This is a genomic window from Shewanella sp. CAL98-MNA-CIBAN-0140 (assembly GCF_040309905.1).
Classification (GTDB): domain Bacteria; phylum Pseudomonadota; class Gammaproteobacteria; order Enterobacterales; family Shewanellaceae; genus Shewanella; species Shewanella psychromarinicola.
Map to the genome: position 1 here is coordinate 1 of NZ_JBEOPI010000026.1, position 26,999 is coordinate 26,999.

A 26,999-nucleotide genomic window follows, 5' to 3' on the forward strand; every position below is an offset into this window, starting at 1 on the left:
TTAAGTGATTTATTACCTTGGCATGCCGATCTAAAAGCTTGATGATATCGGGCTCCACCGCTTAATTGACCGCTTACTTAAATAATGTCATAATTAGTCGTGCCAACGCTTCAGGTTGGCAACTGTCATTGAGTTCACCGCTGCTTTGAGCCAATTCAAATCTATTAATTATCGTGGTTTGATTTTTTCTTTCCGATTATTGATAGCGATTTTTATTGATTCGCTCGCTTCATTGCATGTCAAAGTACTATTAATTAATGCGCAACCTTATGGATGACTGGTGTCAGTAAATGGGGCCGCTGCACCGATCAATAATGATCGAATGACATCGGCAAGACGCTTATCCTGCACCTTGATCCTAAGTTGAGTCATCAAGAGATCATGATTAACTCGGTCAAAGAACTTAGACAGATCAACATCAACGGCAAATTTGCGTTTCTGTTTGATGATATCCCTTACTTCGCGGGGCAGACCCTGCCAACTCACCTCTAGCCTACGCCTCATATGATATTCTTGTTCATCATCTAGTCCTCTTTACAATATATGGCTAGCGGCTTCCTTCAGACCAATCATCAATGATAAGCCCTTGCCATTCGCTAGTAGTTAACGTTTAATAACAGCATGTTATTGAACGGTGACCTTCCTACAGAGGACTATCACCTCATTAGTCCATGCCCATGCTGGGCGTACACAAAAAGTTTAAACGGAACTAAAACAGTTGGTTAGGTTCTGCTTCGCTACGCATTACAACCAACAAGTCTAGTCCGCTTAATGCGGCGTTAACGACACAAAAAGGATTTTAATGAAATATTCTACTTTAGCGCTTATATCATTAGTTTTTATTACCGCGTGCTCTTCAACACCTTTGCCCGATAGATCTAATGCGGCGCTGAAAGAAACTGCAAATCCAACTTACCCAATTCATGCCGCTCGAAATAAAATAGAAGGTTATGTTCAAATGAGCTTCGATATAAGTGAAAAGGGTGATCCAATAAATATAAAAGTTTTAAAATCTGTTCCAGAACAAACTTTTGATAAAGCTGCAATTAGCGCGCTTTCAAATTGGAAGTATGCACCCAAGGTAGAAAATGGAAAGGCAGTAGTTCAACAAAATATGACGGTTCGATTAGATTTTAAGATGGGTTAAATGTCTAGCTAATAGGGCGTTATCGCATATCTTGTTGACATACTTTTCCTATTTAGCTTTCATCTATAGACAACTATGCAGCTAAATCGAAGAGAGTTAAATTACAGGTGTAGATGAGTCAGCGAGAATCTAAAATAGGGATGTTTTGGTTAAGCCCACAGGGATGCTAATTTTAAAATCAAGAGCTGGCGTCTCGCTTAATCATCTGCACTAAGATCACTCTTTCACATCCCTGTGATCGCGACATTTACTACGTCCTGTAGCTCACATGCTGCAGGCAATAAGTTCAAATGAAGCTACGTTATAAATCAAGTTAAACCAATACCAAGTAAGCTGAGTTAATCAATACCTCAAACGCACTTCTGTCCATAAATGCGTTACATGCCTTGCTTAAAAATGGATAAGTTCAACTCTTATCTTGAGGCCTGTTTTCGTTGACTTTGGATACAAGACGTTAACGACGTTGAGATTATTAAAATGATTTAGTGACTACAAGATGGTACCTGATCATGGTTCAATGAAAAGTCAGAATGCTATTAATGGGTACAACCTACTCTCAATGAGAGTGTGTGATGAACGACATTTTATATGCAAAGGCTTCGTGGATTTACGCGCTATCGCGTTCTGCTGTGTTGGGCATTAGTTCAATGTAGACGTACAAATTTAACAATATTAGGAAGATAAATGCGCACATCAAAAATAATATATTTCACCATTTTTATACTAGTAATGTTTTCTGCTTGTATTGCAGTTTGGGTATATTATCTAAAAGAAGGCAAAGATTTACTTAGTTTTACAATATCGACCGTTGGGTTCTGCATTGCACTATTAGCTCTGTTTATAGCTGTCAGGACATATACATCAATCGACAGTGTGAACAATATAAGTAAAATGGAAGGTAATATTCTTGATAATGAGAATTATGTAACTTCACTTCCTGAGTTAATCAATCAATTCAAGTCTAAAGACGAAAAAACACTCGACAAAGAACTCTTTGATTCAGTTGAATATAAGTTAAAAAAAGAGTCCGGTACTGCCGTGCTTTTTGCGGATACGTTGCAGTATATGATTGATCTTATAGTTTTATTTCCGGCTGTTTTTAATGCTTCTGATACGGATAAAAAGCTCTATAAAAAACGTATGGACAAGATATTAATAGAGGTAGATAGGCAACGTGACATACTACATTCGGTAAGCAAAGGAAATTCAATTCAAATAACTGAAACAATAAAGTTATTTAAAGCTGTCGTTTCATATCAGAATTTTGTTGCTGATGGTAATTTTAATATCCATGCAGATCTTCTCCATGTTCGTGGACCTATACTTCGAAATCCTGTCACAAAAACGATATATCACAATTACCTTGGTTTGTATTACAACAAAAAGGGCATGCACTTGCTTAGAGAGTCCCTAAATATGGGGGATATAGATATTCTCTCACTTAACGGTCTTAGTTTGGTACAGAAAGGTATTGGCTCTATATCTCCATCAATTATAGAAGATGTGACCATGTATTTAAAATCTGCATGTGACCAGTTTGATAGAGCACTTCATATTTCTAGTGAAGATGTTATGTGGCCAGGGTTCATTAATTATAACAAAGCACGCACATTGTATTTCTTGGCTTTGTTATCAAGTACTGAAATAAAATGGCTTGAGGTTATGGATGAAGCGATTAAATTTCGTAGTAGATTAAACCGACTCATTGACGAGATTTTAACAATAGACAGATCCAAAACTGCCAAAATAGAGAATACACATTTAAGGCAATTTTTTCTCTATCAAGAAGAGTTGGCCCGTGTAGTCAAATTAAATTTAATATTTGCAGATAATGCCATGAAACAAAACACGGTACCAGCACTGTATAAGGGGGTTAATTTAACGGGTGTATCCAAGGAAACTGCCTCGGACTTATTTATGAAAATACAAAGCTTCTCTACGGTTAAAGCTTATCAAGAGAAAATTATTCACCGACTTGTAAAGTGTGCAAACGATATTACCAGCAACTGATTAATCAAGCTGACTGTTTATCCAGGCCTTTATTGGCCTCTGTCATGAGTCACAAGGTTGCTGATATTTGTTTAAGTATTAGCGCAGAGTGTGATAATAAAAGACCAGTCAGTAACTGACTGGCCTTTTTGTATTGTGACGGATGCTTGTTGCAACCGAGGCACGTTATTGCAGTTATTTACGTACTCAAACTACCAAATACGTACCCGTTGATCTTCAGGCAAGTACAACTTGTCATCTGGTTTAACATCAAAAGCTTTGTACCACGCATCGTGGTTACGTGGGGCAAGGGCGCGGTAACGACCGGGGGCATGGGTGCCTGCACGTAACTGAGTTAACATGCTTTGCTCGGTGCGCTTTTCTTTCCACACTTGAGCCCAGGCTAAAAAGAAGCGTTGATCGCCAGTAACGCCATCAATGACTGGGGCTTTTTTACCGTTTAAGCTTAACTTGTAAGCATGGTAAGCCATTGCGATGCCGCCCACGTCGCCGATGTTTTCACCTAGGCTGTTACGTCCGTTGACAAAGTTTTCTGGGATCGGCTCATATTTGCTGTATTGCTCAGCAAGCTTATCGGCTTTGGCATCAAAGGCGGCACGGTCTTCATCGGTCCACCAGTTACGTTGAATGCCATTCGCATCTGACTTAGAGCCTTGATCATCAAAACCATGACCCATTTCGTGACCAATTACTGCACCAATACTGCCATAGTTAACCGCGGCATCTGCGTTGGGATCAAAAAAGGGTGGTTGTAAAATAGCCGCAGGAAACACAATCTCATTAAATGAGCTGTTGTAATATGCATTCACCGTTTGCGGGGTCATACCCCAACGATTACGGTCGGTTTTTTGCAGTTCTTTCGCTACGCTGTCGGCTTGGAAGTATTGGCGTAAATTTTTAATGTCACCCACTAAATCATTTTTAGTTAGGGTTAAGCCATCAAATTGTTGCCATACATCTGGATAACCAATTTTAGGGTTAAATGCTGCTAGCTTAGCATGAGCATTAACTTTCGTATCATCGCCCATCCACTCTAAACCATCAATACGCTGACCCAATGCAGTGCGTAAGTTTTCGACTAATTCGGCCATTTGCTTTTTAGACGACTCAGGGAAATAACGCGATACAAACACTTTACCAATCGCAAAGCCTAATGATTGGGTGCCTGACATTTCTTCTACCGCGCGTTTCCAGCGAGGACGAGGTTGCTCTTGGCCAGTTAATTCTTTGCCATAAAAAGCAAAGTTAGTATTGAAAATGTCTTCTGACAGTAACCCTGCGTTATTAGTGACGGTGTGGAAGGTCAGATAGTCTTGCCATACGCTTAATGGCTGTTGGTTTATCAAGCCAATCATAGCCTTAACTGGCTCAGGCTCAGAGATATTGAGTTGTGGTACTTGGTAACCCGTTTGCGCAAAGTATAAATCCCAGTCAAATCCTGGGTATTGCTGAGCAAGATCTTCGCGTTTAACTTGGTTTAAGGTTAAGTCGCGATCACGGCGCTTTTCTCTAGGCCATTGGGCTTGTGCTATTTTAGTTTCGAGCACAAGAATGGCCTGGGCACGTTTTTCGCCGTCATTTATGCCAGCAAAAGCCAGCATTTTAGCGATATGATCCACATAAGCTTTGCGGATATTCACAAAGCGCTCACTCTCTTCTAAGTAGTATGAACGGTCAGGTAAACCTAAACCTCCGGCACCGAGAGTCATTTCATATTGATTAGGATCTAAACGGTTAAACCACATGCCTCCGTCAATCGGTGATGATGCACCGGTAAGCCAAGCCTCGCCGAAGACTTTAGTTAAGTCTTGAGTTGAGTTTATCGCGGCAATTTGATCTAAGGTACCTTTAATGGGCGTGATACCTAACTTATTGATGGTCTCGGTATCCATATAGGCATGATAAAAATCAGCAATTAATTGCTCTTCTGCAGTTAAGTCACTGCGACTGGCAATATCGTCAACAATCGCTTTGACTTGATGTTCACTGCGCTCAGCCAACGCATTAAAGGCGCCATAACGGGTTTTGTCGGCTGGCATGACAAAGTTGTCGTACCAAGTGCCACTTGAATACATAAAAAAGTCATCGCCAGGTTTAACCGCTTCATTACGCGCGGCTAAGTCTACCCCAAAAGTACCTAACTCTGCTTGAGCTGGTGCAGGTGAGGTCACGGTTGCAAGTTTAGTGTTATTTGTATCAGATACGCCACAACCCGTTAATAGTGCCGTTGTTAATCCAATCGCAATTAAGGATCTATTCATTGTTATCGTTTTCCTTAGCCAATGTGTTGACAGAATTATTTGCCAGGTTATCTTGAAAGATTGACAAAAAATGTCAATATTTGAATTGTTAGCAAATTTTAGTGACTGCAATATGAACATGGTTTTCACGCTTCAATAGCCAGCATGATGACGCTGATGGATAAGGTATAAGCGCTGACAATATTATCGGTGCCTCGCTAACGCTAACTAACCTCAGGTTATCTTTTGTTTCGTTGCATAGGTGATCCAGCGGCTACATACCATGCAATGAGTGACGTTGTCACAGCCTATTACTTTTTAATCAGAACTTAGTTAACCAGATCGTCATGCGGTCGCTTAATTAGGCAGTCGTTGCAGCGATTTATCAATTTCCTGAGCCAATTGAGCTAATAAATAGCTGTACGCGTTAACCAATTCAGCGGCTGTTGAGCCTGCCTCAGTCGTCGCCGCAAAATGTTGTCGTTCTATATGACGGTTTGATGGGATATCTATTAGTTCCCAATTAGCATTCATTCTGGCGTTGACGCCATCACGATTGAGACTGATGATTTTAATTTTTATGCTGTATTGAGGACGGTTATCTGCTCGCCAAGGAAACAATATCAAGTTACGACTGCGATCGCCTTGGCTAAGGTTAAGACGAATGACCCGACTAATGCCTTGGTCTAGTGGTTCAGCCCAATAGCTATTGGTGAATCTTTGCAAACTGCCATCTTCCCGCTGGTACACCACCTGAGTGAAGTTAAGATACTCAGCAATCTCGACTGGCCCAATACCAATATCACGATCTAAGCGTGTACTGCCCGCTTCAATTTGGCTGGGGATAGCCGTGAGCACAAAATACTGTTTCGTGGGTGAGCTTTGGCAGCCAAAAAGCAGACTAAGCGCAAGTAGGCAGGCTCCCCAATGAATTGACCACGACCCAAATTTCATGACGTTATTCTCCTAAAGGTATGGTTTTTTTGCCGCGGATGATGGCCTCAGGCTGTTCATCTAAGGTTTCGCTCAAACTGCGTAGTGATCGCGCGGCGCGGTGAATTTCTTCTAGCGTGTTATCTAACTTGATTAATAGCGGCGAATCTTGAGCAAGTGAATTACCCGCTTGGGATGTGAGCTGATTAATGCTTAATAATGTCTCGCGTAATGCCGTCAAACTGTGATCAAGTGATTGAATAACCTTAGGTTCATCTTGGTTCAATTGGACAAGTAGATTATCCAGTTTGACCAGAACTTCAGCACTATGTTGTCCTAACGTAGCCTGAGTCGTATCGATGTGAACAGCGGTGTTTTTGACTGCGTTAGCCGCACTGTCAAAGCTTTCCAGTGCCTGTTGTATTTGTCCGCTGGCAGCTATGTCGCTGAGTTGTTGGGCCAAATTATCAACATTATTGACTAAGCTTTTAAGGTTCAAAGATTGCAAATCTTTTGACAAGGATTCGAAATCAGTTTCTATGGTTGGCAGCTCTAATATGGCGTTGTTTCCACCATGAAACTGAGGCAAAGTACTGGGATAAAAATCTAACTCAACATAGAGGAGTCCAGTTAATAAACTCTGATAATTCAACTGGGCACGTAAACCGTTATCGATGGCGTGGAAGAAAAACTCTTCGCCCACTTGAATACCCTTTAGATTGATGCGTTTCAACAACAAATTAGCATGAACAGCGGCGGTAATACCTTGGCTATTGTTATTGGGGAAATCGATACTGATATCGCTTATTTCACCGATCACAACCCCTTTTAACTTCACGGGGGCGCCCACCTGAAGCCCTTGGATTGAGCTGTTGAAAAACATCACTACGGGGGCTTTTTCGGCAAATATCCGTCCTCCAGAAAAGAATAACAGTGCAATAAACACTAAGATAATAGCGCCCAGAATAAAGGCACCAATCGCAAGAGGAAGTCGCTGGCTTTTACTCATGATGCCTCCACTTTGTCAGCACGATTGAGAAATTGTCGCACCCGAGGTTGGCTGCTGTTAAGTTTTAATTCTCTCGGATCGCCACAGTCGAGCATGGTATTGGTTTGATTATCCAGATACACACAGCGGGTACCGATTGACAATATACTGGGCAGCTCGTGCGACACGATAATCACGGTCGAATCAAGTGCTTGGCAGATTTGCACTATTAAATGATCTAAGCGCATACAACTAATGGGGTCTAATCCTGCAGAGGGTTCATCAAAAAACAACAATTGTGGATCCAGTGCAATCGCGCGCGCCAACCCTGCGCGTTTGTGCATGCCGCCACTTAACTCGGCAGGATAAAATTTCTCGAACCCGGCTAAGCCAACTAATGCAAGTTTATAGGCCACGGCTTCAGCGATTTGCCGCTCCGAAAGGTCGGTATAAAGTTGCAGCGGTAAAGCGACATTCTCAGCAAGTGACATACTGGAAAACAACGCCCCAGTTTGAAAGGTAATGCCCCAGTCTTTAAGCATAGCCACTTGCGCCGGTTCATCTGCGTCATAAAAGTTTTTACCTTGATAGCGTACTTCACCCTTGAGCGGAGTTAACAGTCCTACCATTGATTTAAGCAAGGTCGTTTTGCCGCAACCACTTCCGCCAATGACAAAAAAGATATCATTCTTGTGAATGTCGAAGGTTAACTGTCGTTGCACTTCGGTAGTGCCATAACCGACACAAAGATTGCGAACACTGATAAAGGCATCATCAACCATCATTAGATCCCTAATTTATCGAACAAAATATTAAGCGCGGCGTCAGAGACCACAAGAAAGACAATCGCCTTAACCACAGCGTTGGTGGTGGCTAAACCAACGGCATTAGAATCTCGACCGCAAAGAAGGCCTGCCTGACAACCCGCTATAGCAATCAGAAAGCCAAAAATGAGGCTTTTTATCAAACCGGTGGAAATGTCTACCCAATCGATCGCAATCTGGGTTTGCAAAATATATTGGGTGTAACTTACGCCCATGCCATTGGCAACAATCGCACCGCCGATCATGCCGATCACATCTGAATAAATACACATCAGTGGCATAATAAAAATCAATGCCAATAATCGAGGTAAAACCAGGAATTCCATGGTCGAAATGCCCATTACGCGCAGAGCATCAATTTCTTCATTGACCTGCATTGTGCCTAATTGCGCTGCATAAGCAGCCCCTGTTCTGCCAGCCATGATAACGCCTGTCATGAGCGCGCCCATTTCACGCACCATCCCGATAGCCACTAAATTTGCAACATACACCTGAGCCCCTAATTGCCGCAGCTGTACCGAGCCTAAATAGGCCAATATCATTCCCACAAGCAGGCTAATTAAGGTGACAATAGCCAATCCTTTAGGTCCCGCTTGTTCTATAAAAAACACGATATCACTGCGACGAGTACTGGCTTTGCCTCTGAACCAACGACCCAATGCCAGTGAACTCTCACCAACAAACACTAATCCGTCGTGTACTTGTAAACCTTGCACAATAAGCCAGCTACGTAAGGCTGCTAATAATCCGCCAATGGCACTATCATTCGTTGCTTGATAAACAGGAACGTCGGTAGCAAGTTGTAATAATTGCTGTAATCCTTGTGGGGTGTCTTTTACATTTAAGGCGATTTGTTGTTGTTCACACCAACGTGACAATTGTAATAAGGCAATGGCGAGACTTGAGTCCCAGTGCGACAACTCTGTGGTGATTAATGTGACGGAATGACAAGCAGAGGGTAGCGTAGCGCAAATATCCGCGCCCAGTGGCGCTTGGCCCAATTGCCAATCACCCGTAAGATGCAGTGAACAGTTATCATCTTGCATATCAATGTGGAATGTAGCGAGTGTCATACTAGACCCCGAGCAAAGGGAAAAATAATGCTATTGGTTACGCTATACACGAACTAGGTTAATTCTTGTACTGATGATCAGTGTAGACCAATCACTCTGATTATATTTTGACCTTGAACATATTCTTTCATAAACAACAGATAAGGTTGCCGTGTAGCGGCGTCTAAAGTTCAATAAAAACCACTCCAATGCTTGAAGAGCACAGCGCATGGCGCAAGAAAAAATAAATAAACTTGCACCAACTAAATTTAGCGGTAAGATGTACTGTGTTTTTATACAGTACACGTTATAAGTGTGCGAGGTTGTCATATGCGCATTATTCCTATTGCAGCGAGTGCCGGTATTACTGGCTTTGAAAGCCCTGCAGCCGAATACCTTCAATTAGGCTTAAGTCTTGATGAGATATTAATCCAGCATCCCAGTTCGACTTTTCTTGGCTTAGCCCAGGGCGAGTCGATGCAAGGGGTGGGGATCTTCGATGGCGATTTATTGATTGTCGATCGCCATGAAACCGCGAAAAGCGGCGATGTGATTGTGGCTAATTTTAATGGTGAATTTGTGTGTAAAATTCTCGACATGCCACGGCGAATGCTAGTGTCATCGAATGAGCAATATTTACCAGTGACCATCTGCGACTATGATGATTTTAGTATTGAAGGCGTGGTGACCCGCTCAATTCGTTGTCATCGTCAAAGCCCACTGCTTGTAAGCAAATAAGAGTAGGTAAAATGTTTGCCTTAGTCGATGCCAATGCTTTTTATTGCAGTGCTGAACAGGTGTTTCGTCCTGATTGGCGTGGTAGACCGATGATTGTGCTCAGCAATAATGATGGCTGTATTGTGGCCGCTAATCGACATGCAAAAGAGGCTGGCATTCAAAAGTTTTTACCTTATTTTCAAGTTAAAGCCTTATGCGCCCAGCGCAATGTCATCGTTTGCTCATCTAATTATGAATTGTATGCCGATTTATCGGCAAAGATGATGGCAATAATAGGCCGTTTTGCCCCAGAGCAGCATGTGTATTCGATTGATGAAAGCTTTCTGTCTTTTAAGCATTGTTATCCCGCGATCAAATGCCTGCATACCCAAGGTCAGTTAATCCGCCGCGCGGTTTGGAAAGAAGCGCGCCTACCTGTTTGTGTTGGCATAGCCGAAACCTTGACCTTGGCTAAAATTGCTAATCACGCCGCTAAAAAAATCCAGGGATACCAAGGTGTGTGCGTTATCGAGACTATGCAGCAACGTACCGACATTTTAAAACAGTTGGCGGTTGCAGAAGTATGGGGAATTGGCAGGAAGATGAGTAACAAGCTTGCGTTAATCAATATTCGCAGCGCATTTGATCTCGCCTCTATGCCGCCCAGTCTTGCGAGAAAGCAGTTTAGTATTGAAATAGAGCGTACGGTGCGCGAGCTTAACGGCCAAGTGTGTAAACAATGGGATGAGGCGAGGGCTGATAAAAAGCAAATTTTCTCCACCCGCAGTGTGGGCGAGCGCATCACCGATTATGAGTCATTATTACAAGCGTTAAGTAAGCATGTTGGTATTGCGGCGCTCAAAGCGCGTCAGCAAGACTCCCATTGTAAAACCATGTTGCTGTTTGCGAGTAATTCCCCCCATGACGAACAGCCAGTAAGTTATAAAGTCATCGTACATTTTCCATGCCCAACCCATTGCAGCGTTGAGCTCACCAAAGCTATGACCCACGCTGCTCCAAGGCTATTTCGTCAAGGAGTACGCTATTACAAAATAGGCGTGGGCCTAGTTGATTTAGCCAGCGAGAAGCATTTTCAATTTGATTTATTTAATACCGCTAAGGTCACCCATGCGCTAATGCACACGCTAGATGGCATCAACCAACGCTACGGTCGCGACACTGTGTTTCTGGCCGCACAAGGGATAGAGCAAAAGTGGGCCATGCGCCGTGATTTGCTAACACCTCAATATTCGACCCAATGGAAATGTTTGCCAAAGATAAAATGTTAAGGGGTTTTATTAGTTTTTCATGATTAATGCCACTACAGAGCGAATAATCGCCCCGCTATTTTTATCGCAATAAGGTCAAGGGCACTAATGATTGTCAGTCAGATGTTTAGATAATTGATATCGATATAAATAGTGCAACAGATCACAAACCCTAAATTAAAGTTGGCATATGCCATAAATAAGCGTATATATAGCATATGCCATTAACTGTAGTTGGGTTATACCAAGCGCTAAAATTCAGTTAACTATTTATGGGGCAGCCAAAAGCTATGTTAAGCCTATTTATCCCACCTCTTAACCCGAGTTGAAGTTACTTAAATCTGTGTGTTTTAAATTAATGGACGACTTAACTAATGGTAAAGCGTTGTTAATGCAAAATGCACATGAGGAGAAATAATGATTACCGCCATACCAATGAAAGACGAACATATTTCCAGCCATTTTAGCAAAGCTGATGAGGTGCTCTTTATTGACGATCAAGGTCAAGTGAAAGGGCGTTTTGCCAATCCTGCACTAACAGATGGATGTGAGGGTAAACAACAATTAGTCAGTTTGATACTGGCACATGGCGCTAATCGCGTGATCGTACGTAACATTGGCCAACAACTATTAGCTAAATTATTAAGTCGGCAACTGAGTGTTTTTCACGCTAAAAATGGTCGTACAGCAATAGACGATCTTGCCGGTGCTAATTTAGCTGACTGTGAGGAGTATACCGAGGCAAGTCAGGGACGCCCTTCATCTAAGCATATTGCTAAACAAGCGAACGGTGGTTGTTGTGATCATAATCATGCTGACGGAGAAGCGGGCAGTCACGATGGTCATTGCAGTGGATCTGAAATGGCGACAAAGAAACGTTGCTGCGGATCAGAAATGGGCACAGCAACCGCAACAATGAAAACGTGTTGCAATAAAAAGCATTCACTAATACATCAACATTAATGGTAACTATGGTTGATATTGCGTCATTACAGCGCTGTTAGCTTTAATTCATAGCGCTGTAATTTACGATATAAGGTCCGCACACTAATATTAAGCTTAATGGCTAATTCTGCTGGAGATCCTTGAAATTGCTGACAGACCTGAGAAAGATACGCGTACTCCACGTCATCGAGTGACATGAGTTCCGTTGCCGTTTTTAGTGTATTTTTTTTATCTGTCGATGTGTGGTTAGGTTGAACGCTTTCAGGTAAATCACTGCTGTGGATAATATCTTCGTTGGCAATCAGTGCCGATTGTTCAATAATATTTTTCAGTTCGCGAATATTACCTGGATATGCATAATGACTGAGCAGATTTAATGCGTTAGCCGAAAACCTTTTATGTTTGTATTCAGAGTACTTTATAAAATGATTTACGAGTCCTGGAATATCATCAAGGCGCTCACGCAACGAGGGTAAGTAAATGGGAAATCCTGCAATGCGGTAATACAGATCGCGTCTAAATTCACCTTTTTCAACCAAATCGAGTAAATTCTTATGGCTGGCGCTGACTAATCGAAAGTCGGAACGTTTTTGTTTTAATCCACCCACGGCGCGATAACATTGGGTTTCTAGCAACCTTAGCAGTTTAACTTGCATGTTCATCGGTACATCGCCAATCTCATCAAAGAATACCGTGCCGCCATGGGCTATCTCAATCAGACCTTTTTTGCTGGTGGTTGCCCCGGTAAAGGCTCCTTTCTCGTAACCAAATAACTCACTTTCGAACAGATTTTCACTCAGGCCGGTACATTCAATAACCACAAAAGGTTTATCATTGCGGCTACTGGCTTGATGCACAGCTTTAGCGACGAGTTCTTTACCGGCACCAGTTTCACCTTGCAATAGCACCGCAATACTGGATTGAGATGCTCGGTTAATTCTGTTGAGCATTTGCTTAAACGGCGCAGATTGACCGACCATGGTGCCTTTTTTAGACTCTGTTGATGCATAATCAATGGCATCTAAAACCTCCAGATATCCCAATACCTTGCCACTGTTATCTTTAATGGGTTTCATTAAAATATCGCAATATGACTTACCGTGTGCAGTGCTATGAATATGTACGGCATTGGCAGCCCTTGCAGTACTCTGGCATTGTTGCAAAGGACACTCTTCACCGTGTTTATCACAAGGCTCATTACTGTGATGAGATATCTGATGGCATTTACTTTGGCCTAATATGACTTGTGTATCATACGTTTCTAAATAGGCTTGATTAACCGCATGTATAACATAATCTGGCGTAATAAATATTGCCGGTTTATCAATCGCGTTTATCATTGATTGCACAACAGTGGTGTTACTCATTTATCACTCTCGCTTACTGTACACATTAATCAGTTAATCTCTAAAGTGACATTATTAGCGCAATATTTGTCACTACAATGCCATATTTGTCAGTTCATAACCTAGCATGTGCCTCTCGCAAATATCAATGAATTTTAAGTGGCTGATTTTATATATTTTAAATTTGTCGGTGTAATATGGCACAAGCTTTGTATTGATCTTGCTATATGTTTTGTGATTGGACTCAGTCATAGGTTTTTTTATAACCCTAAAACTCATTGAGATTAAACGATTTTAAATAGAGGAATAACAATAATGCGCTTAACACACAAACACACACAATCATTGATTAAGGCTAGCCAAATGGCCGGCTTAATCATGCTTATGAGCGTCTCGACGGTAGGACAAGCTGAATCATTAACCGAGCAGCAAGTGCTTGAACAACAGGCCAATCAACGAATTGCCGAATTTAGCCAAGCACTTAAAGGTCATTTAAAGACAGCCATTAAGCAAGGTGGATTAACCAACGCAGTGTCGGTGTGCCAAGCGGTAGCACCTGCAATTGCAGCAGAAAACTCAAAAGAGGGCTGGACACTTACCCGGACCAGTTTGCGAGTGCGTAATCCAGCCAATACGCCCGATGCTTGGGAGTTAACACAATTACAGCAATTTGAACGTGTTAATGCTTCAGGACAGCAAGCTGCTGATAAACCCATTGTGGCGAGTGAGTTTATCGTCAAAGATGGCAAAACACAGTTTCGTTATATGAAGGCGATACCAGCGCAACAATTATGCTTAGGTTGTCATGGTAGTAATATTAATCCTGAGCTGAGTACTTTGATTAACAAAACCTATCCTAATGATAAAGCAGTTAACTTTGCCCTCGGTGATATTCGCGGTGCGTTTTCATTACAAAAGGTTATCAATAATCAAGCCGCATCGGTTACAGCAACAACAAAGCCGTAATCAAAGCTGAAGTAATATAAGCGAAAGACCTAGAAGCGAGGACGCTGCGCGGCTTATAGCAAGAGCCTAGGACGCTTCGCTGCTAGGTGCTAAAGCAAACAGCACAGCGACCCATGGGCTGTTTATGGTGGTGGTTTACGTTAACATTATCCTGCCTTTACGATTCCTTATCAGTCATTTACAAAATGATGTTAACCATTATTGCTAATATTGATCTGAGACTTTATCTAACAAATGCATTGGGTATTTTGTTGGGAGTTAATTGTTATGAGTAAAATCCGTATTGATCCTTTTTATCATCATACTAGTCATGCTATTACCTATGTGGTGACCGATCTTGCTACTCGTCAAAGTGCGATTATTGATCCCGTTTTAGACTTCGATATGGCCTCTGGTACTATAAGTACATGTTTTGCCGATAACATCATTGATCATATCGATAAGCATGGATTTGAAATTGAATGGATTTTAGAAACTCATGCACATTGCGATCATATGTCTGCGGCGTGTTATATCAAGACCAAACGCGGGGGAACAACGGGGATTGGTGAGCACATTACTCAAGTCCAGCACACCGTTAAAAGATTGCTAAATCTCGATGAGAGCTTTCAGTGCAATGGCGAGCAGTTTGATCAACTGTTTACCGATAAAGAACTCATTAAATTGGGTCATTTAACTATTCACATTATGCATACACCCGGACATACACCTGCTTGTGTGAGCTATCTCATTGAAGATGTGATATTTGTCGGTGACACATTATCTACGCCAGAATGGGGTACTGTGAATACTGATTTCCCCAATAGCAGCACGACCACCTTGTATCATTCAATTAACAATATATTAGCGTTACCTAATTGTACTCGGGTGTTTATAGGGCATGATCCCCTTGGATACAAACGCCAAGATAATATATTTGAAACATCAGTGATTGCGCAGAAAAGGTATAACTGCGTTGTCGGCGGTAAAGTGACCCTCGCTGAGTTTGTTCAGCGACATCAACAACGCCACATTGATTCTGATATACCGCATCTATTGTTAGCGGCAATCCAAATTAATATTCGAGCAGGTAACATGCCACCAGCAGACCGTAAGGGTAACGCTTACCTTAAAATACCGCTTAACCAGTTGTCATAAATCGATTAGCCATTAGAAATCAGCAATCAGTCATGATTAATGAGCAATAAACCACAACATGCTGGTTTATGTTGGATGCATTTATACCTTATGAGGCACTAACGGAAATTCATCTTGTTGCCATTGCATCATGCCACCAGCGACAGACAATGGTTTGGTAAAGCCCATATTCTGTAATGATGCTGCGGCAAGTGCTGAACGACCACCCGTACGGCAAATAAGGTATATGTCTTTTTGAGCTAACTCAGTTAATGCTAATACCCATTCACAGTGATGACTCACCAAAGGATGTTCATGAATTTTCATCTCTAATACGCCACGAGGAAAATTTATTGCACCTTCTATGTGACCTGTCAGAAACTCTTCATGCTCACGAACATCAATGATCACCACATCTGGTTTACTCATCGCGGTATGTAATTCATGAGTACTCACTTCCCTAATATTCGCTTTGATTTCACTTATGTATTCTTGAGCTGTTTTCATGTGTACCTCGTGATATTAAATGATAGATTTTGATAACATAAATAGCGCCATCATGACTAAAAAGACGGCAAATATTTTTTGTAAAATGGCTTTGGGTAAATATTGGCTTATCCATTGACCTGCAATACTGCCGACAAGCCCGCCGGCAATCATGATGGCGATAACCGACCAATCAAATTCAAGTCCTTTGTTTGACAGCAAGCTGTAATATTTAACAAAGCCCACCAGTGAATTCATGGCAATAATCACCAAGCTGGTGCCTATTGCCAGCCACATTTCAATACCACCGAGCAAAACCAGTGCTGGGACAATTAAAAATCCACCGCCAACGCCAACAAATCCGGTCACGACACCGACAGCTAAACCTTGTGAGAGGATTTTAATGATATTTAGTTCACCCGCTTTACACCTGCTAGATTGATTACGCCACATCATGACGGCGCCAATGAGCATTAGCATGACAAACACCATTAGCTGTATGTCGCTGGTGACAAAGGTGCTGGTCCATGCACCTAAATAAGTACCCGCCATGCCGGGTAAACCAAATAAAAATACATGAGGCCAAGAGACCTTTTTTTGCTTAATAAAACCAATACTACTGATTAAACTTATCGCTCCTACGATGCATAATGATGAAGCAATGGCTAACTCGGCTTGCATACCAATAAGGTATAGCAACACCGGAACCGTAAGAATTGAGCCTCCAGAGCCTAAAACACTTAACACGAAACCAATTAATAATGCGCCAATGATTGCTTGTATCATCTTGATTACTCTTAGGCTTAAAGGATATTAATGGGTATTTTTAAATACACAGTGCCGTTGTCTTCAGCCGCTGGTAGTTGCCCTGCGCGAATGTTGACTTGAATCGCTGGCAATATCAGCCTTGGCATGGTTAATGTCGCGTCTCGTTGTTGACGAAGTGCCACAAAATCTGCTTTTTTCATGCTGTCGTTAACATGGATATTGTGTTTTTTTTGTAGGCTTACTTGGGTTTTAAATTGGTGGTCACGGCCCTCGGTCGGGTAGTCATGACACACATAAATATCGGTGGTTTCAGGAAGGCTGAATAATGTCTGAATTGAATCGTATAAGGTATTGGCATCACCACCAGGGAAATCGCATCTGGCGGTACCCACATCAGGCATAAAAATAGTGTCGCCAACAAAAGCCGCTTGCTCATTAACGATATATGCTAGATCGGCTGGTGTATGGCCCGGTGTGTGCATAATGCGAATCGTCATATCACCCACTTTTAGGCGGTCATTATGTTTAAATAACCGGTCAAATTGGTTGCCATTAGGCAAAAAACCTGGCTCTAGATTAAAAATCGTTTTAAAGGTGTCTTGTACTTGAGTGATGTGTTCACCAATACCAATTTGGCCCGCTATTTTGTCACGCAGAAAACTGGCGGCAGATAAATGGTCTGCATGGGCGTGGGTTTCCAATATCCATTTAACCGTCAATTTCTGGCGGTTAATCCAATGTAAAACACGTTGCACACTGCGGGTATCAGTGCGGCCCGATTTATAATCAAAATCTAAAACAGGGTCAATAATCACTGCATATGAGGTCGCATTATCGGCTACGACATAAGTAAATGTTTCACTGTCTTCATCTAAAAACTCATGCACACTAAACGTCGAATTCATCACAAACCTCCTATATAAATGATGCACAAGGACTCGCGCCCCTGTGCTGGTAAAGGCTTAAAGCGACTTTTTACTAAAGTACCAATCTGTGTATTTAAACCCTTGGCTTAAACGGGCCTTGGCTTCTGCTGTGGTGGCTGGTGGGGGGACTATCACGTCATCACCAGGCTGCCAGTTTTCTGGGGTGGCAACGCCATTGGCGTCACTGGTTTGCAATGCTTTGACTAATCGAACAAATTCATCGATAGAGCGGCCATTACTCATTGGGTAATACACCATGGCACGTAAAATACCCTCAGGATCAATAATGAAGGTCGCGCGGACGGCCGCGGTATCACTCGCACCGGGTTGGATCATGCCGTAGGCTTTAGCCACTTCCATTGATAAGTCGGAAATAATAGGGAAGGTAATTTCAACACCGAAGTTTTCTTCAATATTCCGTACCCAAGCGATGTGTGAATGAATACTGTCGATGGATAAACCTAATAATTCGGTATTAAGCTGGGCAAATTCTTCTGCACGTTGGGCAAAACCGATAAACTCTGTAGTACAAACAGGCGTAAAATCAGCCGGATGAGAGAACAATACTAGCCACTTGCCTTTATAGTCAGTGAGTGAACGCATGCCATGTGTGGTCTTGGTATTAAATGCCGGAGCGGGTCGGTTTAATTGTGGAAAAGAAACAATAGAATCAGTCATGTTATTACTCCAAAAAAGTGGTTAAGTTAATCCAAATCTAATCTATAAAGTAGATTGCGAACATACTTAGTAATAGCAATAGCTGGGCCAACATCAGTCAGATTAAAATAAAAATAACAATACTTATTAAGCTTATGATTATAAACAGTTTAATGTTTTTATATTTAATTTTAACGTCATAGTTTTATTAAGGAAATCATAAATTGTCATTTTATTGTGTCAAATATGACATAAGCGACAAAACTGACTGTGTTAATTGTCGCTGTGGGTCGAAGAGTATTGCTACAAATGCTATTAGTGGTGAATTGAGGCATGAACAAACAAGGCGTATGCGCGAATATCTTCACTAAAGAGAGCCAGAACAAGGTTAGGGCAGCGTGCAAACGACTCAGAACATCATCTGGTGTAACTTAACATCGCATTTTATGAATTAAAGATAGCATCAGCGAAAGAGAGAAAGTATTGCTGATGCTATTGAATATAATTTAATTAAGTCGACAGGGTTATACAAGGACGTTTGTAACGTTATCTCATATTATCCAAAAACTTGATTTAATAGCGCTGTTGGTTTGCTTGTGTTGCGTTATCGATTATTCACGTAGAACAAATAACCTTTAGTAGTGCAGCTTAAATATCCAGTTAAGTAACCACTAAATAATCAATGAAATTTGCTAGTCAACAAGTAAGGGACTGAATTTGGCTAACTCAGCTGCATTACGTACCTGGAGCTTTTTAATTATTTTTGAACGGTGAACCTCTATGGTTCGCAACGATACAAACAGAATATCTGCCATTTTCTTATTGGTTTTTCCATCAATTAATAGATGTAGCACCTGATTTTCTCTTTCGGTTAGGGTGCTGTAACGTTGCCTTAATTGCATTGCTTCAAATGTGTATTTGCTAGTAGCTAATGCTTTCTCTATTGCACTAACAAGCTCTATTCCTTTTACCGGTTTTTGAAAAAAATCACAGGCACCTTGTCTAAATGCCTGAACCGCCATCGGCAGATCACCATGGCCGGTCAGAAAAATAATCCCTAACGGACTTTTACCTTTGACGAGTGTTTGTTGCAATTCTTGGCCGGTGATTTCCGGCATTTTACTGTCAACAATAAGACAGCCTGGCTGAGATATATCACTATTGGCAAGGAATTGATTAGCTGATGGGTATATTTGTAAGTTGAAACCGTATTGCAAAAGCATAAATTGCATTGAATCAAGGATCGCGAGGTCATCATCAACCATAAAAATATTGTTTAAATTCGGCATTTGGCTATAAGTTATTTAAGCATAAGTTAATTGATTATAAATACAGTGTAATCCTTGTTATAGATTGAGCAAATTGTAGATGAGTTTTTTGTGCGACACGCAACTTTTTTGTTTCTATAACTGCATTAAACTAGCCTTTATTGTGCTGTATTGACATTGATTTAGGTGAAGCTTACTGATGCGTTTTGGACTGTTATTATGGTTTATATTGGTTTTTCTGTTGGTTCATTCAACAGCAACGTTTGCACTGTCTGCCAAAATTGCGCCAGTCGCTCAACAGCAAGCTGCAAATGAAGATCCTGTTCAGGTCCATTACCGTGTTGCGGTATTAGCCAACTATGGTGTGGCTAAAAGCATACAACGCTGGCAGCCATTAATGACCTATTTAACCAAAAGAGTAAAAAACGCCAGTTTTGAAGTGGTGCCCTTAGATTTTAATCATATGAATGATCAGTTACTTAATGGTCAGGTGCAATTTGTCGTCACCAATCCTGGGCATTACTTTAATATGAGTAGTGATTTTCCTATTTCGTGGTTAGCCACAATGAAAAGCAATCAGCATAATGGCAGTACTTTTGCGATTGGGGCGACCATTATTGTTCGCAGTGAAAGTCCATATAAGACTCTTGAAGATTTGTCTGGGCATTCCGTGGTGGCCAGTGACCCTAGTGCATTAGGCGGTTATCAAGCCGCAATAGGGTTAATTAATTCCAAGGCTTATTCGACAAATAACTTTTTCGGTAAAGTGACTTTTCTCGGTTTTCCATTAGAGCCGTTAATTTACCAAGTCCGTGATGGCACCGCGGATATTGCCATTACCCCATTCTGTACTTTAGAGCAGATGGTTAGAGATGGCTACATTAATGCTGCCGATTATAGAGTCATCAATGATGTCACACCAGAAGGTTATGAATGTGCAGTGAGTACGCATCTATATCCTAATTGGTCGTTTGCCTCGTCAGATGCTGTGCCATTAAAAGTGAGAACCGATATTACTCGCGCATTGCTTTCAGTCAGTGCGACTCATCAAGCTTCAATTGTGGGTCAAAATCGAGGTTGGGCAGCACCCATTAGCCAATTTCAAGTGGTGAAGTTATTTAAAGAACTTGATATAGAGTCCAATAAAATGCCGGTTTATTTACAAGTTTGGCAATGGATTAAACTGAATCAAAAGTGGGGCTTTGGTTTATTAGGTTTATTTGTTATCGCAACAATTTATCACTTATGGCTGGAATATAGGTTTAGACAAAAGAGTGAAAATTTATTAAGCAGTGAACGACAATTAAAAAACAAAGCATTGCAATTAGAGCGTTTACAAAGTGCAGCCATTTTGGGCGAGATAGGTGCGGGCTTAGCCCACGAGCTTAACCAACCTATTGCTGCGATAACACAATATAGTGAAGGAGGTATGATTGAGCAGGCCAATAATACTGGGGAAGATTCTAAACAGTATCAGTTGCTCGATAAAATACACCAACAGTCGATTCGTGCCGGTGAAATAGTCCATAGAATAAGAGGCTTGTTGCAACGAAAGAACGCTGAAGCGACCGAGTTTTATGTACACGAACAATTAATGATATGCCTAGAGTTACTCGAGCATGAGTTTAAAATTCATAATATTAAACTCAACACTCAACTCACTAGTACTGACATCAAATTAACCGGCGATAAGGTGGGCTTCTGCCAAGTATTAATTAATGTGTTAAAAAATGCTGTTGATGCCATGTCAGAAAGAGGTTTCTCAGCAAAAATCCCTAACCGGATTAGGATTGATTCATATATTGTTGACCATAGATTGAAATTGAAAATTTATGATAACGGTATTGGTTTGAGCTGCTCTGCAGATGATTTTAAAACGAGCTTTTTCTCCACTAAAGAAAACGGTTTAGGCTTAGGTCTCGCCATTTGCAATGATGTCATTATGCAGTTTGGTGGCAAAATAAATTTATCCAAATGTAAAGATGATCCAGATTCAGCTTGGCAAATGGGTTGTCGGGTATTAATCGATATACCGTTAAATAACTCTGCTAATTAGCCTATTAAGAATTCGTCTTCCGCTTTTATATACTCTCGTAATATGTTGCTATCTCTTTAATTGCGCGCTGAAACCGTGATATCAATCAAATGATTATCTTCGATGTGGTTTACCACAATATCCTTAAGTTATTGGTCGGTTAACAATCTGTTTAGCGATGGTGCTTATTAGTTTATAAGTTTTGATAAGTTCCATTAATCATACGTTAACCGTAATAACTTCGCACCTCGTCGAAGGTTAAGAGGCAATCATGATTGAGTTAAATCGGCGTCATTTTTTGAAGGGAGCTGGGGTCAGTGGTGCATCTTGTGCGCTAGCAAGTATTCTTCCTGGTTCACTGGCAGCATTAGAAAAACAACCTCTCAAAGGTGTTTCCTCTGAAGTGGCCAGTATTTGTGAGATGTGTTCCACTCGGTGCCCTATAAAAGCGCGCATAGTTGATGGGAAAAATGTCTTTATTACCGGCAATAAAGAAGCCAAATCATTTGGCGGCAAGGTCTGTGCCAGAGGTGGCGCAGGTCATAGTTTACTTTACGATCCACAGCGGATTGTTAATCCATTGAAGCGTGTTGGTGAACGTGGCGCGGGTGAATGGATTGAGATTTCTTGGGCTGATGCTTATAAAGAAATTGCAACCAAAATGAACCAAATTAAACAACAATATGGTGCAGAAACCATTGCGTTCTCATCTAAGTCTGGTTCGCTTTCTGGTCATATATTTCATCTGGCTGAAGCATTCGGTTCGCCAAACACATTTACCCATGCTTCAACCTGTCCAGGAAGTTATGTGGTGGCCGCTAAGGCGATATTTGGCACCAAAATGAAGCGCGATTTGAGTAATTCTAAATACATTATTAACTTTGGTCATAACCTTTATGAAGGCATCAATATGTCTGAAACCAGAGGAATGATGCAAGCGCAAATGGATAAAGGCGCTAAATTAGTCGTATTCGAACCACGTTTTTCCATTGTGGCCGACAAAGCAGATGAATGGCATGCGATACGTCCTGGTACTGATGTGTCAGTTGCTCTGGCGCTATGTCATGTTTTAATTTATGACAACTTATACGACCGTGATTTTATCGAAAAGTTTGTAGTGGGTTTTGATGAGTTCGCTGCAGAGGTCGAGCAATACACGCCAGAGTGGGCCGAAACTATTTCAGATGTTTCTGCTAGTGCCATTCGCCGTATCGCTCACGAATATGCTAGCCATGCGCCACATGCGGTTGTCGACTTTGGTCATCGCGCTACTTTTACCCCTGAAGAATTCGATATGCGCCGTGCGTTATATGCTGCCAATATATTAATTGGCAACATTGAACGTAAAGGTGGTTTGTACATGGGTAAAAAAGCACCCGGCTACAATAAATTTGCCGGTGAAAATATCGCCCCAGTATTAGCTAAACCGGGTGTTGAAGGTATGCCTAAATCTTCAGCAATTCGTATTGACCAGGTTGAAAAGCAATACGCAATGATGTGGTCTTCAGGGGGGATTTATCAAACCATATTGGATGCAACGTTAGAAGCAAAACCCTATCAACTAAAAGCATGGGTGATGAGCCGCACTAACCCTATGCAGACTCTTACAGACAGGGCCAAAGTAGAGCAAACGCTTAAAGCGTTAGATTTAGTGGTGTCGTGCGATCTTTATATCAGCGAAACCGCAGCCTATGCAGACTATATTTTGCCTGAGTCAACCTACCTTGAACGAGATGAAGAAATACAAGATAAATCAGGCAAAAATCCTGCTTATTATGTGCGCCAACGTGTTGTTGAAACTATTGGGAATACACGCCCAAGCTGGCAAATATTCAAAGAGTTAGGCCAGTCTTTGGGACTTGATAAATTTTATCCTTGGGAAAATATGCAAACGTTGCAATTAATGCAGCTTAATCGTGACCATAGCTTATTGGAAAACATCAAAAAAATGGGTTATGTCAGTTATGGTAAGCCATTGATGCTGCGTGAACCTGAGATGGTTGCAGCGTTCGTTAAGGCTTTTCCAAACGCGAGAAGTGTTGATGAAGATGGCAGCTATGCAACGGCAATGAAGTTCAAAACCCCCAGTGGAAAAATTGAATTAACATCGCAAAAAATAGAAGACATGGCACCTGGCCGAGGCGTGATTAAGCATCGAAATGTGCAACTAAAGCAAGCTGACGAGTTTTATTTTATCCAAGGTAAGGTTGCCGTACATACCAACGGCGCAACACATAATGTGCCAATGCTGGCCAACCTTATGTCTAACAACGCAGTTTGGATCCATCCATTAACCGCTGGACGATTAAATATCCACAGTGGCGATGCCATTCAATTAATCAGCAGTGTTGGCAGTGAAGAAGGAACCGCTTTAGTGACTCCGGGCATTCGCCAAGACACGGTATTTGCATACATGGGCTTTGGCTCTAAAAACAAAGAGCTGGTAAGGGCAACAGGAAAAGGTATCCATTGTGGCAATCTGCTTCCGAATGTCATTGCGCCCATTTGTGGCATGAATTTACATACCACTGGTGTCAAGTTGGTAAAAATTTAGCCGGTAAATAATAGATTTGGAATCTCCTATGAATAAACGATATGTCATGGTGCATGATGAAAACAAATGCATCGGCTGCCAAGCTTGTAATATAGCTTGTCGAAGTGAAAACAACGTACCCGAGGGTGTCACACGCTTGCAGGTTAGGGTGGAAGGGCCTTTTGGTGAAGCTCCTCATCTACATTTTAAATATAATCGCGTGTCCTGCCAGCAATGTGAAAATGCACCGTGTGTAAGTGTTTGCCCAACAGGAGCGGCTTATATTGATGAAAATGGATTAGTGTCAATTCATAATGATAAGTGCGTCGGTTGTCAGTATTGCGTGGCGGCATGTCCCTATAAAGTCCGCTTTATCAATCCAATCACCAAGGCTGCAGACAAGTGTAACTTCTGTAAAGACACTCGCCTAGCCAGAGGTGAGCAACCCGCCTGCGTCACAGCATGTCCAACAGATGCGTTGTATTTTGGTGATGCTAACGATAGTCAAAGTGAGGTTGCACTATTACTTAATACTAAAATAACCTATCAAGAAAAAACTCACTTAGGCACTAAGCCTCGTGTGTATCGTATTCCAACTAAACGAGGAGGGATTGAGTCATGAATAATACATGGGGCGATATGGCGCAATATGATCCGGTGACATGGAACTGGGTTATCGCAGTCTACTTATTTATGGCCGGTTTATCAGCAGGTAGCGTACTCATTGGTATTGGTATGCGTTGGTACAGCCGTGATAAGCAAACTGAAAGTCCAATATTAAAAGCTGCAGCGCTAATTGGACCGGTGGCAATCAGTTTAGGTTTAGCTTGCTTGGTGTTTGATTTAACTAAACCGTTTCATTTCTGGCTGATATTAGTTAATTATAACTTCCAGTCTGTTATGGCAATAGGTGTTGCAGCGTTATTGGCATATTCACCACTGGGTATCGCCTATGCGCTAATCGTGCTTAAGGATGATTTACCTAAGTGGAAGCTGGGTTTCTTATCCGGCATTGCCGATTTGCTAATGCCGTTCCGTAAGATTATTGAAGTCTTGCTATTCATCCTTGCTATTGGGGTTGGCGCATATACTGGCTTTTTAATCTCGGCGATGAATGCTTATCCAATGCTCAACACTGCGGTATTACCTGCACTATTTTTAGTGTCGGGATTATCAGCAGGAGCAGCTGCTAACCTTGTGGTGGCGTTATTGATGTTTAACACCGATACCCATAGCCCTGAAGTTGCCAAAATGCACCGCATTGAGTTACCGGTTATCATTGCTGAAATGATGTTTCTAGTGATGCTGTTTAGCGCACTCTATTTCACTGGCGGTTCAGCCGCTACTGCGTTAGCATCGTTAAATACTGGTATTTGGGCAAGCGTGTTTTGGATTGGGGTGGTTGGAATTGGCTTCGCTATTCCATTATTGGCAATGCTATTACCTTCGAGCGCTCGCCACAGTAAAGCGTTAATGTTGACCGTGGCATGTTGTAGTTTGACCGGGGTGTTAGCCCTTCGTCACTTCATTGTCTATGCTGGTCAAAGCTATATTAGTTAGAGAAATACGCTAGCTTAACGTGTAGAAAGTGTGCTTCATTTAACTTCCTCTCGGACTTGTCTGAGAGGAAGTTTTTTATGGGTAATACAAAAACGCTTATTTCAACCGCTATGACTGAAACGTTCGGCTGTTGCTGAAGATCTAACCCGTCTTCTGGATGAAATGTAAACCATATCAGTTAGCAATGTGAAGCGGGTCTTGATTGTGGTTGTGTAGCCTATACTGCAGGCTAATTTACGTTTATATTTTGCAAACAAATGCACCACTTATCAGGGGCAATACGCTAATGGATTTGGCTAAACTTTCCCGTATCAGCATGAAACATTTAATCACTTTACATGTGATGCTTGATACCCTCAGTGTAACCGCCAGTGCAGAACGGTTATGCTTAAGCCCATCGTCGGTCAGTAAAACCTTGAGTCAGTTAAGAGAAAGCCTTAATGATGAATTATTCTATCGACATGGCAACTCACTTATCGCCACCCCCTTAGCGCGAAGGTTAGGCCCAAGCGTGCAGCAAATGATCAATGATATAAACCATATCATGAGCCAAGATGTGTTTAGTCCTGCCGATTATCAGGGGCGATTTTCACTCGCCATGCGAGAAAGCACCTTTGAACTGCTGGCCGCCAAAATAAGCGCTCATATTCTCAATTTGGCGCCCAATATCCATTTAGATATTTACAGTAAAGACAATATTGGTTTTGACGGGCTACTAAAGGGATCGTTAGATTTTATCATTTTACCCCATGATCTAAGTCAACCGACTAATATAGACGAAGACTTAAAATGGGAAACCTTGATAAATGATGAGATGGTTTGCTTAATGAATTCATCACACCCATTGGCTTTGCAGCAAGACATCAGCCTCGATGACTATTTGCATTTTAGTCACATCGGCATCACAGATACCGACCTAAGCACGCCGTATTTTGATATTTTGCTGGCTCAGCAATCCAAAAAGCGCGCCGTACCCATTTCGGTGGCAGACTTTGGCAGTGCAGCGCTAATGTGCCATCACAGTGAACTGCTATTTACGTGCTCGCGCCGCTGGGCGTCAATGGCCAAACAAGCCCAAGGATTGATCATTAAAACATTACCCATAGATTACGGCAAAGTGGCTTATAGTCTTGTTTGGCATCGCCAGAGTATGAACGACCCTGCGCACCGCTGGTTGTATGAGCAAATATTGCTGTGCAGTCGCTAAGCTGAAT

24 protein-coding genes are annotated in these 26,999 nt (G+C 41.8%); 12 read left to right on the forward strand and 12 right to left on the reverse strand.

What is annotated here, in order from left to right:
• Positions 1-267: 267 nt before the first annotated feature.
• The gene (locus AAEY93_RS13880; RefSeq protein WP_233768529.1) at positions 268-486 is read right to left on the reverse strand and encodes a hypothetical protein; all 219 of its coding nucleotides are present in this window, start codon (positions 484-486) and stop codon (positions 268-270) included.
• Between the two features lie 316 nt (positions 487-802).
• Between AAEY93_RS13880 and AAEY93_RS13885 the strand changes: the two genes are divergently transcribed.
• Entirely contained in the window at positions 803-1,147 is a 345-nt protein-coding gene (locus AAEY93_RS13885; RefSeq protein WP_124011463.1) for an energy transducer TonB, read from the forward strand.
• A 684-nt stretch (positions 1,148-1,831) separates the two neighbouring features.
• Positions 1,832-3,157, forward strand: a complete 1,326-nt coding sequence (locus tag AAEY93_RS13890) for a hypothetical protein (protein WP_101031620.1) — start codon at positions 1,832-1,834, stop codon at positions 3,155-3,157.
• Between the two features lie 191 nt (positions 3,158-3,348).
• Here the strand turns inward: AAEY93_RS13890 and AAEY93_RS13895 are convergent, their stop codons facing one another.
• The 5 genes from AAEY93_RS13895 to AAEY93_RS13915 form a co-directional block, all read right to left on the reverse strand.
• Positions 3,349-5,418, reverse strand: coding sequence for a M13 family metallopeptidase (locus AAEY93_RS13895; RefSeq protein WP_124011462.1), 2,070 nt, complete (start codon positions 5,416-5,418; stop codon positions 3,349-3,351).
• Between the two features lie 336 nt (positions 5,419-5,754).
• Complete coding sequence (locus AAEY93_RS13900; protein WP_124011461.1) at positions 5,755-6,351, reverse strand: PqiC family protein; 597 nt, start codon at positions 6,349-6,351, stop codon at positions 5,755-5,757.
• Between the two features lie 4 nt (positions 6,352-6,355).
• The gene (locus AAEY93_RS13905) at positions 6,356-7,339 is read right to left on the reverse strand and encodes an MlaD family protein (protein ID WP_351077677.1); all 984 of its coding nucleotides are present in this window, start codon (positions 7,337-7,339) and stop codon (positions 6,356-6,358) included.
• On the reverse strand, positions 7,336-8,103 hold the full coding sequence (locus AAEY93_RS13910) for an ABC transporter ATP-binding protein (RefSeq protein ID WP_335687768.1): 768 nt from the start codon (positions 8,101-8,103) through the stop codon (positions 7,336-7,338). Before AAEY93_RS13910 ends, AAEY93_RS13905 begins: the two co-directional genes overlap by 4 nt.
• Entirely contained in the window at positions 8,103-9,215 is a 1,113-nt protein-coding gene (locus AAEY93_RS13915; RefSeq protein ID WP_101031609.1) for an MlaE family ABC transporter permease, read from the reverse strand. The genes AAEY93_RS13910 and AAEY93_RS13915 overlap by 1 nt, the downstream gene beginning before the upstream one ends.
• A 309-nt stretch (positions 9,216-9,524) precedes the next feature.
• Here AAEY93_RS13915 and AAEY93_RS13920 point away from each other — a divergent pair, with 309 nt between their 5' ends.
• The 3 genes from AAEY93_RS13920 (at position 9,525) to AAEY93_RS13930 (ending at position 12,142) form a co-directional block, all read left to right on the forward strand.
• Positions 9,525-9,932, forward strand: a complete 408-nt coding sequence (locus tag AAEY93_RS13920) for a LexA family protein (protein WP_101031607.1) — start codon at positions 9,525-9,527, stop codon at positions 9,930-9,932.
• An 11-nt stretch (positions 9,933-9,943) separates the two neighbouring features.
• Complete coding sequence (locus tag AAEY93_RS13925) at positions 9,944-11,200, forward strand: Y-family DNA polymerase (RefSeq protein ID WP_124011458.1); 1,257 nt, start codon at positions 9,944-9,946, stop codon at positions 11,198-11,200.
• Positions 11,201-11,596: 396 nt separating this feature from the next.
• A complete protein-coding gene (locus AAEY93_RS13930) occupies positions 11,597-12,142 on the forward strand; it encodes a NifB/NifX family molybdenum-iron cluster-binding protein (RefSeq protein ID WP_101031603.1) in 546 nt (181 codons plus the stop codon).
• Positions 12,143-12,168: 26 nt separating this feature from the next.
• Here the strand turns inward: AAEY93_RS13930 and AAEY93_RS13935 are convergent, their stop codons facing one another.
• Positions 12,169-13,491 (reverse strand): sigma-54 interaction domain-containing protein, encoded by a 1,323-nt coding sequence (locus tag AAEY93_RS13935; protein ID WP_232772038.1) that lies wholly within the window; start codon positions 13,489-13,491, stop codon positions 12,169-12,171.
• Positions 13,492-13,785: 294 nt separating this feature from the next.
• Between AAEY93_RS13935 and AAEY93_RS13940 the strand changes: the two genes are divergently transcribed.
• A complete protein-coding gene (locus tag AAEY93_RS13940) occupies positions 13,786-14,436 on the forward strand; it encodes a Tll0287-like domain-containing protein (RefSeq protein ID WP_124011456.1) in 651 nt (216 codons plus the stop codon).
• 267 nt (positions 14,437-14,703) lie between these two features.
• On the forward strand, positions 14,704-15,573 hold the full coding sequence (locus tag AAEY93_RS13945; RefSeq protein ID WP_101031599.1) for an MBL fold metallo-hydrolase: 870 nt from the start codon (positions 14,704-14,706) through the stop codon (positions 15,571-15,573).
• Between the two features lie 81 nt (positions 15,574-15,654).
• Here the strand turns inward: AAEY93_RS13945 and AAEY93_RS13950 are convergent, their stop codons facing one another.
• From AAEY93_RS13950 to AAEY93_RS13970, 5 genes are all read right to left on the reverse strand, one after another.
• A complete protein-coding gene (locus tag AAEY93_RS13950) occupies positions 15,655-16,059 on the reverse strand; it encodes a rhodanese-like domain-containing protein (protein ID WP_124011454.1) in 405 nt (134 codons plus the stop codon).
• Positions 16,060-16,074: 15 nt separating this feature from the next.
• Complete coding sequence (locus AAEY93_RS13955) at positions 16,075-16,824, reverse strand: sulfite exporter TauE/SafE family protein (protein ID WP_206191805.1); 750 nt, start codon at positions 16,822-16,824, stop codon at positions 16,075-16,077.
• A 17-nt stretch (positions 16,825-16,841) separates the two neighbouring features.
• Positions 16,842-17,711: an MBL fold metallo-hydrolase gene (locus AAEY93_RS13960; RefSeq protein WP_351077688.1), complete on the reverse strand. Its 870-nt coding sequence runs from the start codon at positions 17,709-17,711 to the stop codon at positions 16,842-16,844.
• A 57-nt stretch (positions 17,712-17,768) separates the two neighbouring features.
• Positions 17,769-18,410, reverse strand: coding sequence for a peroxiredoxin (locus AAEY93_RS13965; protein ID WP_124011452.1), 642 nt, complete (start codon positions 18,408-18,410; stop codon positions 17,769-17,771).
• A 671-nt stretch (positions 18,411-19,081) separates the two neighbouring features.
• A complete protein-coding gene (locus AAEY93_RS13970; RefSeq protein ID WP_101031591.1) occupies positions 19,082-19,678 on the reverse strand; it encodes a response regulator transcription factor in 597 nt (198 codons plus the stop codon).
• Between the two features lie 178 nt (positions 19,679-19,856).
• Between AAEY93_RS13970 and AAEY93_RS13975 the strand changes: the two genes are divergently transcribed.
• The 5 genes from AAEY93_RS13975 (at position 19,857) to AAEY93_RS13995 (ending at position 26,992) form a co-directional block, all read left to right on the forward strand.
• Positions 19,857-21,713 (forward strand): sensor histidine kinase, encoded by a 1,857-nt coding sequence (locus tag AAEY93_RS13975; protein WP_124011451.1) that lies wholly within the window; start codon positions 19,857-19,859, stop codon positions 21,711-21,713.
• A gap of 250 nt (positions 21,714-21,963) precedes the next feature.
• Positions 21,964-24,246 carry a thiosulfate reductase PhsA gene (gene phsA, locus AAEY93_RS13980; protein ID WP_351077693.1) on the forward strand — a complete coding sequence of 761 codons (2,283 nt, stop codon included), beginning with the start codon at positions 21,964-21,966 and terminating at the stop codon, positions 24,244-24,246.
• A gap of 28 nt (positions 24,247-24,274) precedes the next feature.
• Complete coding sequence (locus tag AAEY93_RS13985) at positions 24,275-24,847, forward strand: 4Fe-4S dicluster domain-containing protein (RefSeq protein WP_124011449.1); 573 nt, start codon at positions 24,275-24,277, stop codon at positions 24,845-24,847.
• Positions 24,844-25,785, forward strand: a complete 942-nt coding sequence (gene nrfD, locus AAEY93_RS13990; protein WP_101031583.1) for an NrfD/PsrC family molybdoenzyme membrane anchor subunit — start codon at positions 24,844-24,846, stop codon at positions 25,783-25,785. Before AAEY93_RS13985 ends, nrfD begins: the two co-directional genes overlap by 4 nt.
• Positions 25,786-26,071: 286 nt before the next feature.
• Positions 26,072-26,992, forward strand: coding sequence for a LysR family transcriptional regulator (locus AAEY93_RS13995; protein ID WP_124011448.1), 921 nt, complete (start codon positions 26,072-26,074; stop codon positions 26,990-26,992).
• Positions 26,993-26,999: the final 7 nt, after the last annotated feature.

Bases quoted from the DNA above. Each gene is read 5' to 3' on its own strand.
- AAEY93_RS13950 (WP_124011454.1), bottom strand. From the start codon at position 16,059: ATGAAAACAGCTCAAGAATACATAAGTGAAATCAAAGCGAATATTAGG.
- AAEY93_RS13915 (WP_101031609.1), bottom strand. From the start codon at position 9,215: ATGACACTCGCTACATTCCACATTGATATGCAAGATGATAACTGTTCA.
- AAEY93_RS13995 (WP_124011448.1), top strand. From the start codon at position 26,072: ATGGATTTGGCTAAACTTTCCCGTATCAGCATGAAACATTTAATCACT.
- AAEY93_RS13985 (WP_124011449.1), top strand. From the start codon at position 24,275: ATGAATAAACGATATGTCATGGTGCATGATGAAAACAAATGCATCGGC.
- AAEY93_RS13970 (WP_101031591.1), bottom strand. From the start codon at position 19,678: ATGCCGAATTTAAACAATATTTTTATGGTTGATGATGACCTCGCGATC.
- phsA (WP_351077693.1), top strand. From the start codon at position 21,964: ATGATTGAGTTAAATCGGCGTCATTTTTTGAAGGGAGCTGGGGTCAGT.
- AAEY93_RS13930 (WP_101031603.1), top strand. From the start codon at position 11,597: ATGATTACCGCCATACCAATGAAAGACGAACATATTTCCAGCCATTTT.
- AAEY93_RS13955 (WP_206191805.1), bottom strand. From the start codon at position 16,824: ATGATACAAGCAATCATTGGCGCATTATTAATTGGTTTCGTGTTAAGT.
- AAEY93_RS13935 (WP_232772038.1), bottom strand. From the start codon at position 13,491: ATGAGTAACACCACTGTTGTGCAATCAATGATAAACGCGATTGATAAA.
- AAEY93_RS13940 (WP_124011456.1), top strand. From the start codon at position 13,786: ATGCGCTTAACACACAAACACACACAATCATTGATTAAGGCTAGCCAA.
- AAEY93_RS13975 (WP_124011451.1), top strand. From the start codon at position 19,857: ATGCGTTTTGGACTGTTATTATGGTTTATATTGGTTTTTCTGTTGGTT.
- nrfD (WP_101031583.1), top strand. From the start codon at position 24,844: ATGAATAATACATGGGGCGATATGGCGCAATATGATCCGGTGACATGG.
- AAEY93_RS13910 (WP_335687768.1), bottom strand. From the start codon at position 8,103: ATGATGGTTGATGATGCCTTTATCAGTGTTCGCAATCTTTGTGTCGGT.
- AAEY93_RS13895 (WP_124011462.1), bottom strand. From the start codon at position 5,418: ATGAATAGATCCTTAATTGCGATTGGATTAACAACGGCACTATTAACG.
- AAEY93_RS13960 (WP_351077688.1), bottom strand. From the start codon at position 17,711: ATGAATTCGACGTTTAGTGTGCATGAGTTTTTAGATGAAGACAGTGAA.
- AAEY93_RS13965 (WP_124011452.1), bottom strand. From the start codon at position 18,410: ATGACTGATTCTATTGTTTCTTTTCCACAATTAAACCGACCCGCTCCG.
- AAEY93_RS13885 (WP_124011463.1), top strand. From the start codon at position 803: ATGAAATATTCTACTTTAGCGCTTATATCATTAGTTTTTATTACCGCG.
- AAEY93_RS13920 (WP_101031607.1), top strand. From the start codon at position 9,525: ATGCGCATTATTCCTATTGCAGCGAGTGCCGGTATTACTGGCTTTGAA.
- AAEY93_RS13900 (WP_124011461.1), bottom strand. From the start codon at position 6,351: ATGAAATTTGGGTCGTGGTCAATTCATTGGGGAGCCTGCCTACTTGCG.
- AAEY93_RS13890 (WP_101031620.1), top strand. From the start codon at position 1,832: ATGCGCACATCAAAAATAATATATTTCACCATTTTTATACTAGTAATG.
- AAEY93_RS13925 (WP_124011458.1), top strand. From the start codon at position 9,944: ATGTTTGCCTTAGTCGATGCCAATGCTTTTTATTGCAGTGCTGAACAG.
- AAEY93_RS13945 (WP_101031599.1), top strand. From the start codon at position 14,704: ATGAGTAAAATCCGTATTGATCCTTTTTATCATCATACTAGTCATGCT.
- AAEY93_RS13905 (WP_351077677.1), bottom strand. From the start codon at position 7,339: ATGAGTAAAAGCCAGCGACTTCCTCTTGCGATTGGTGCCTTTATTCTG.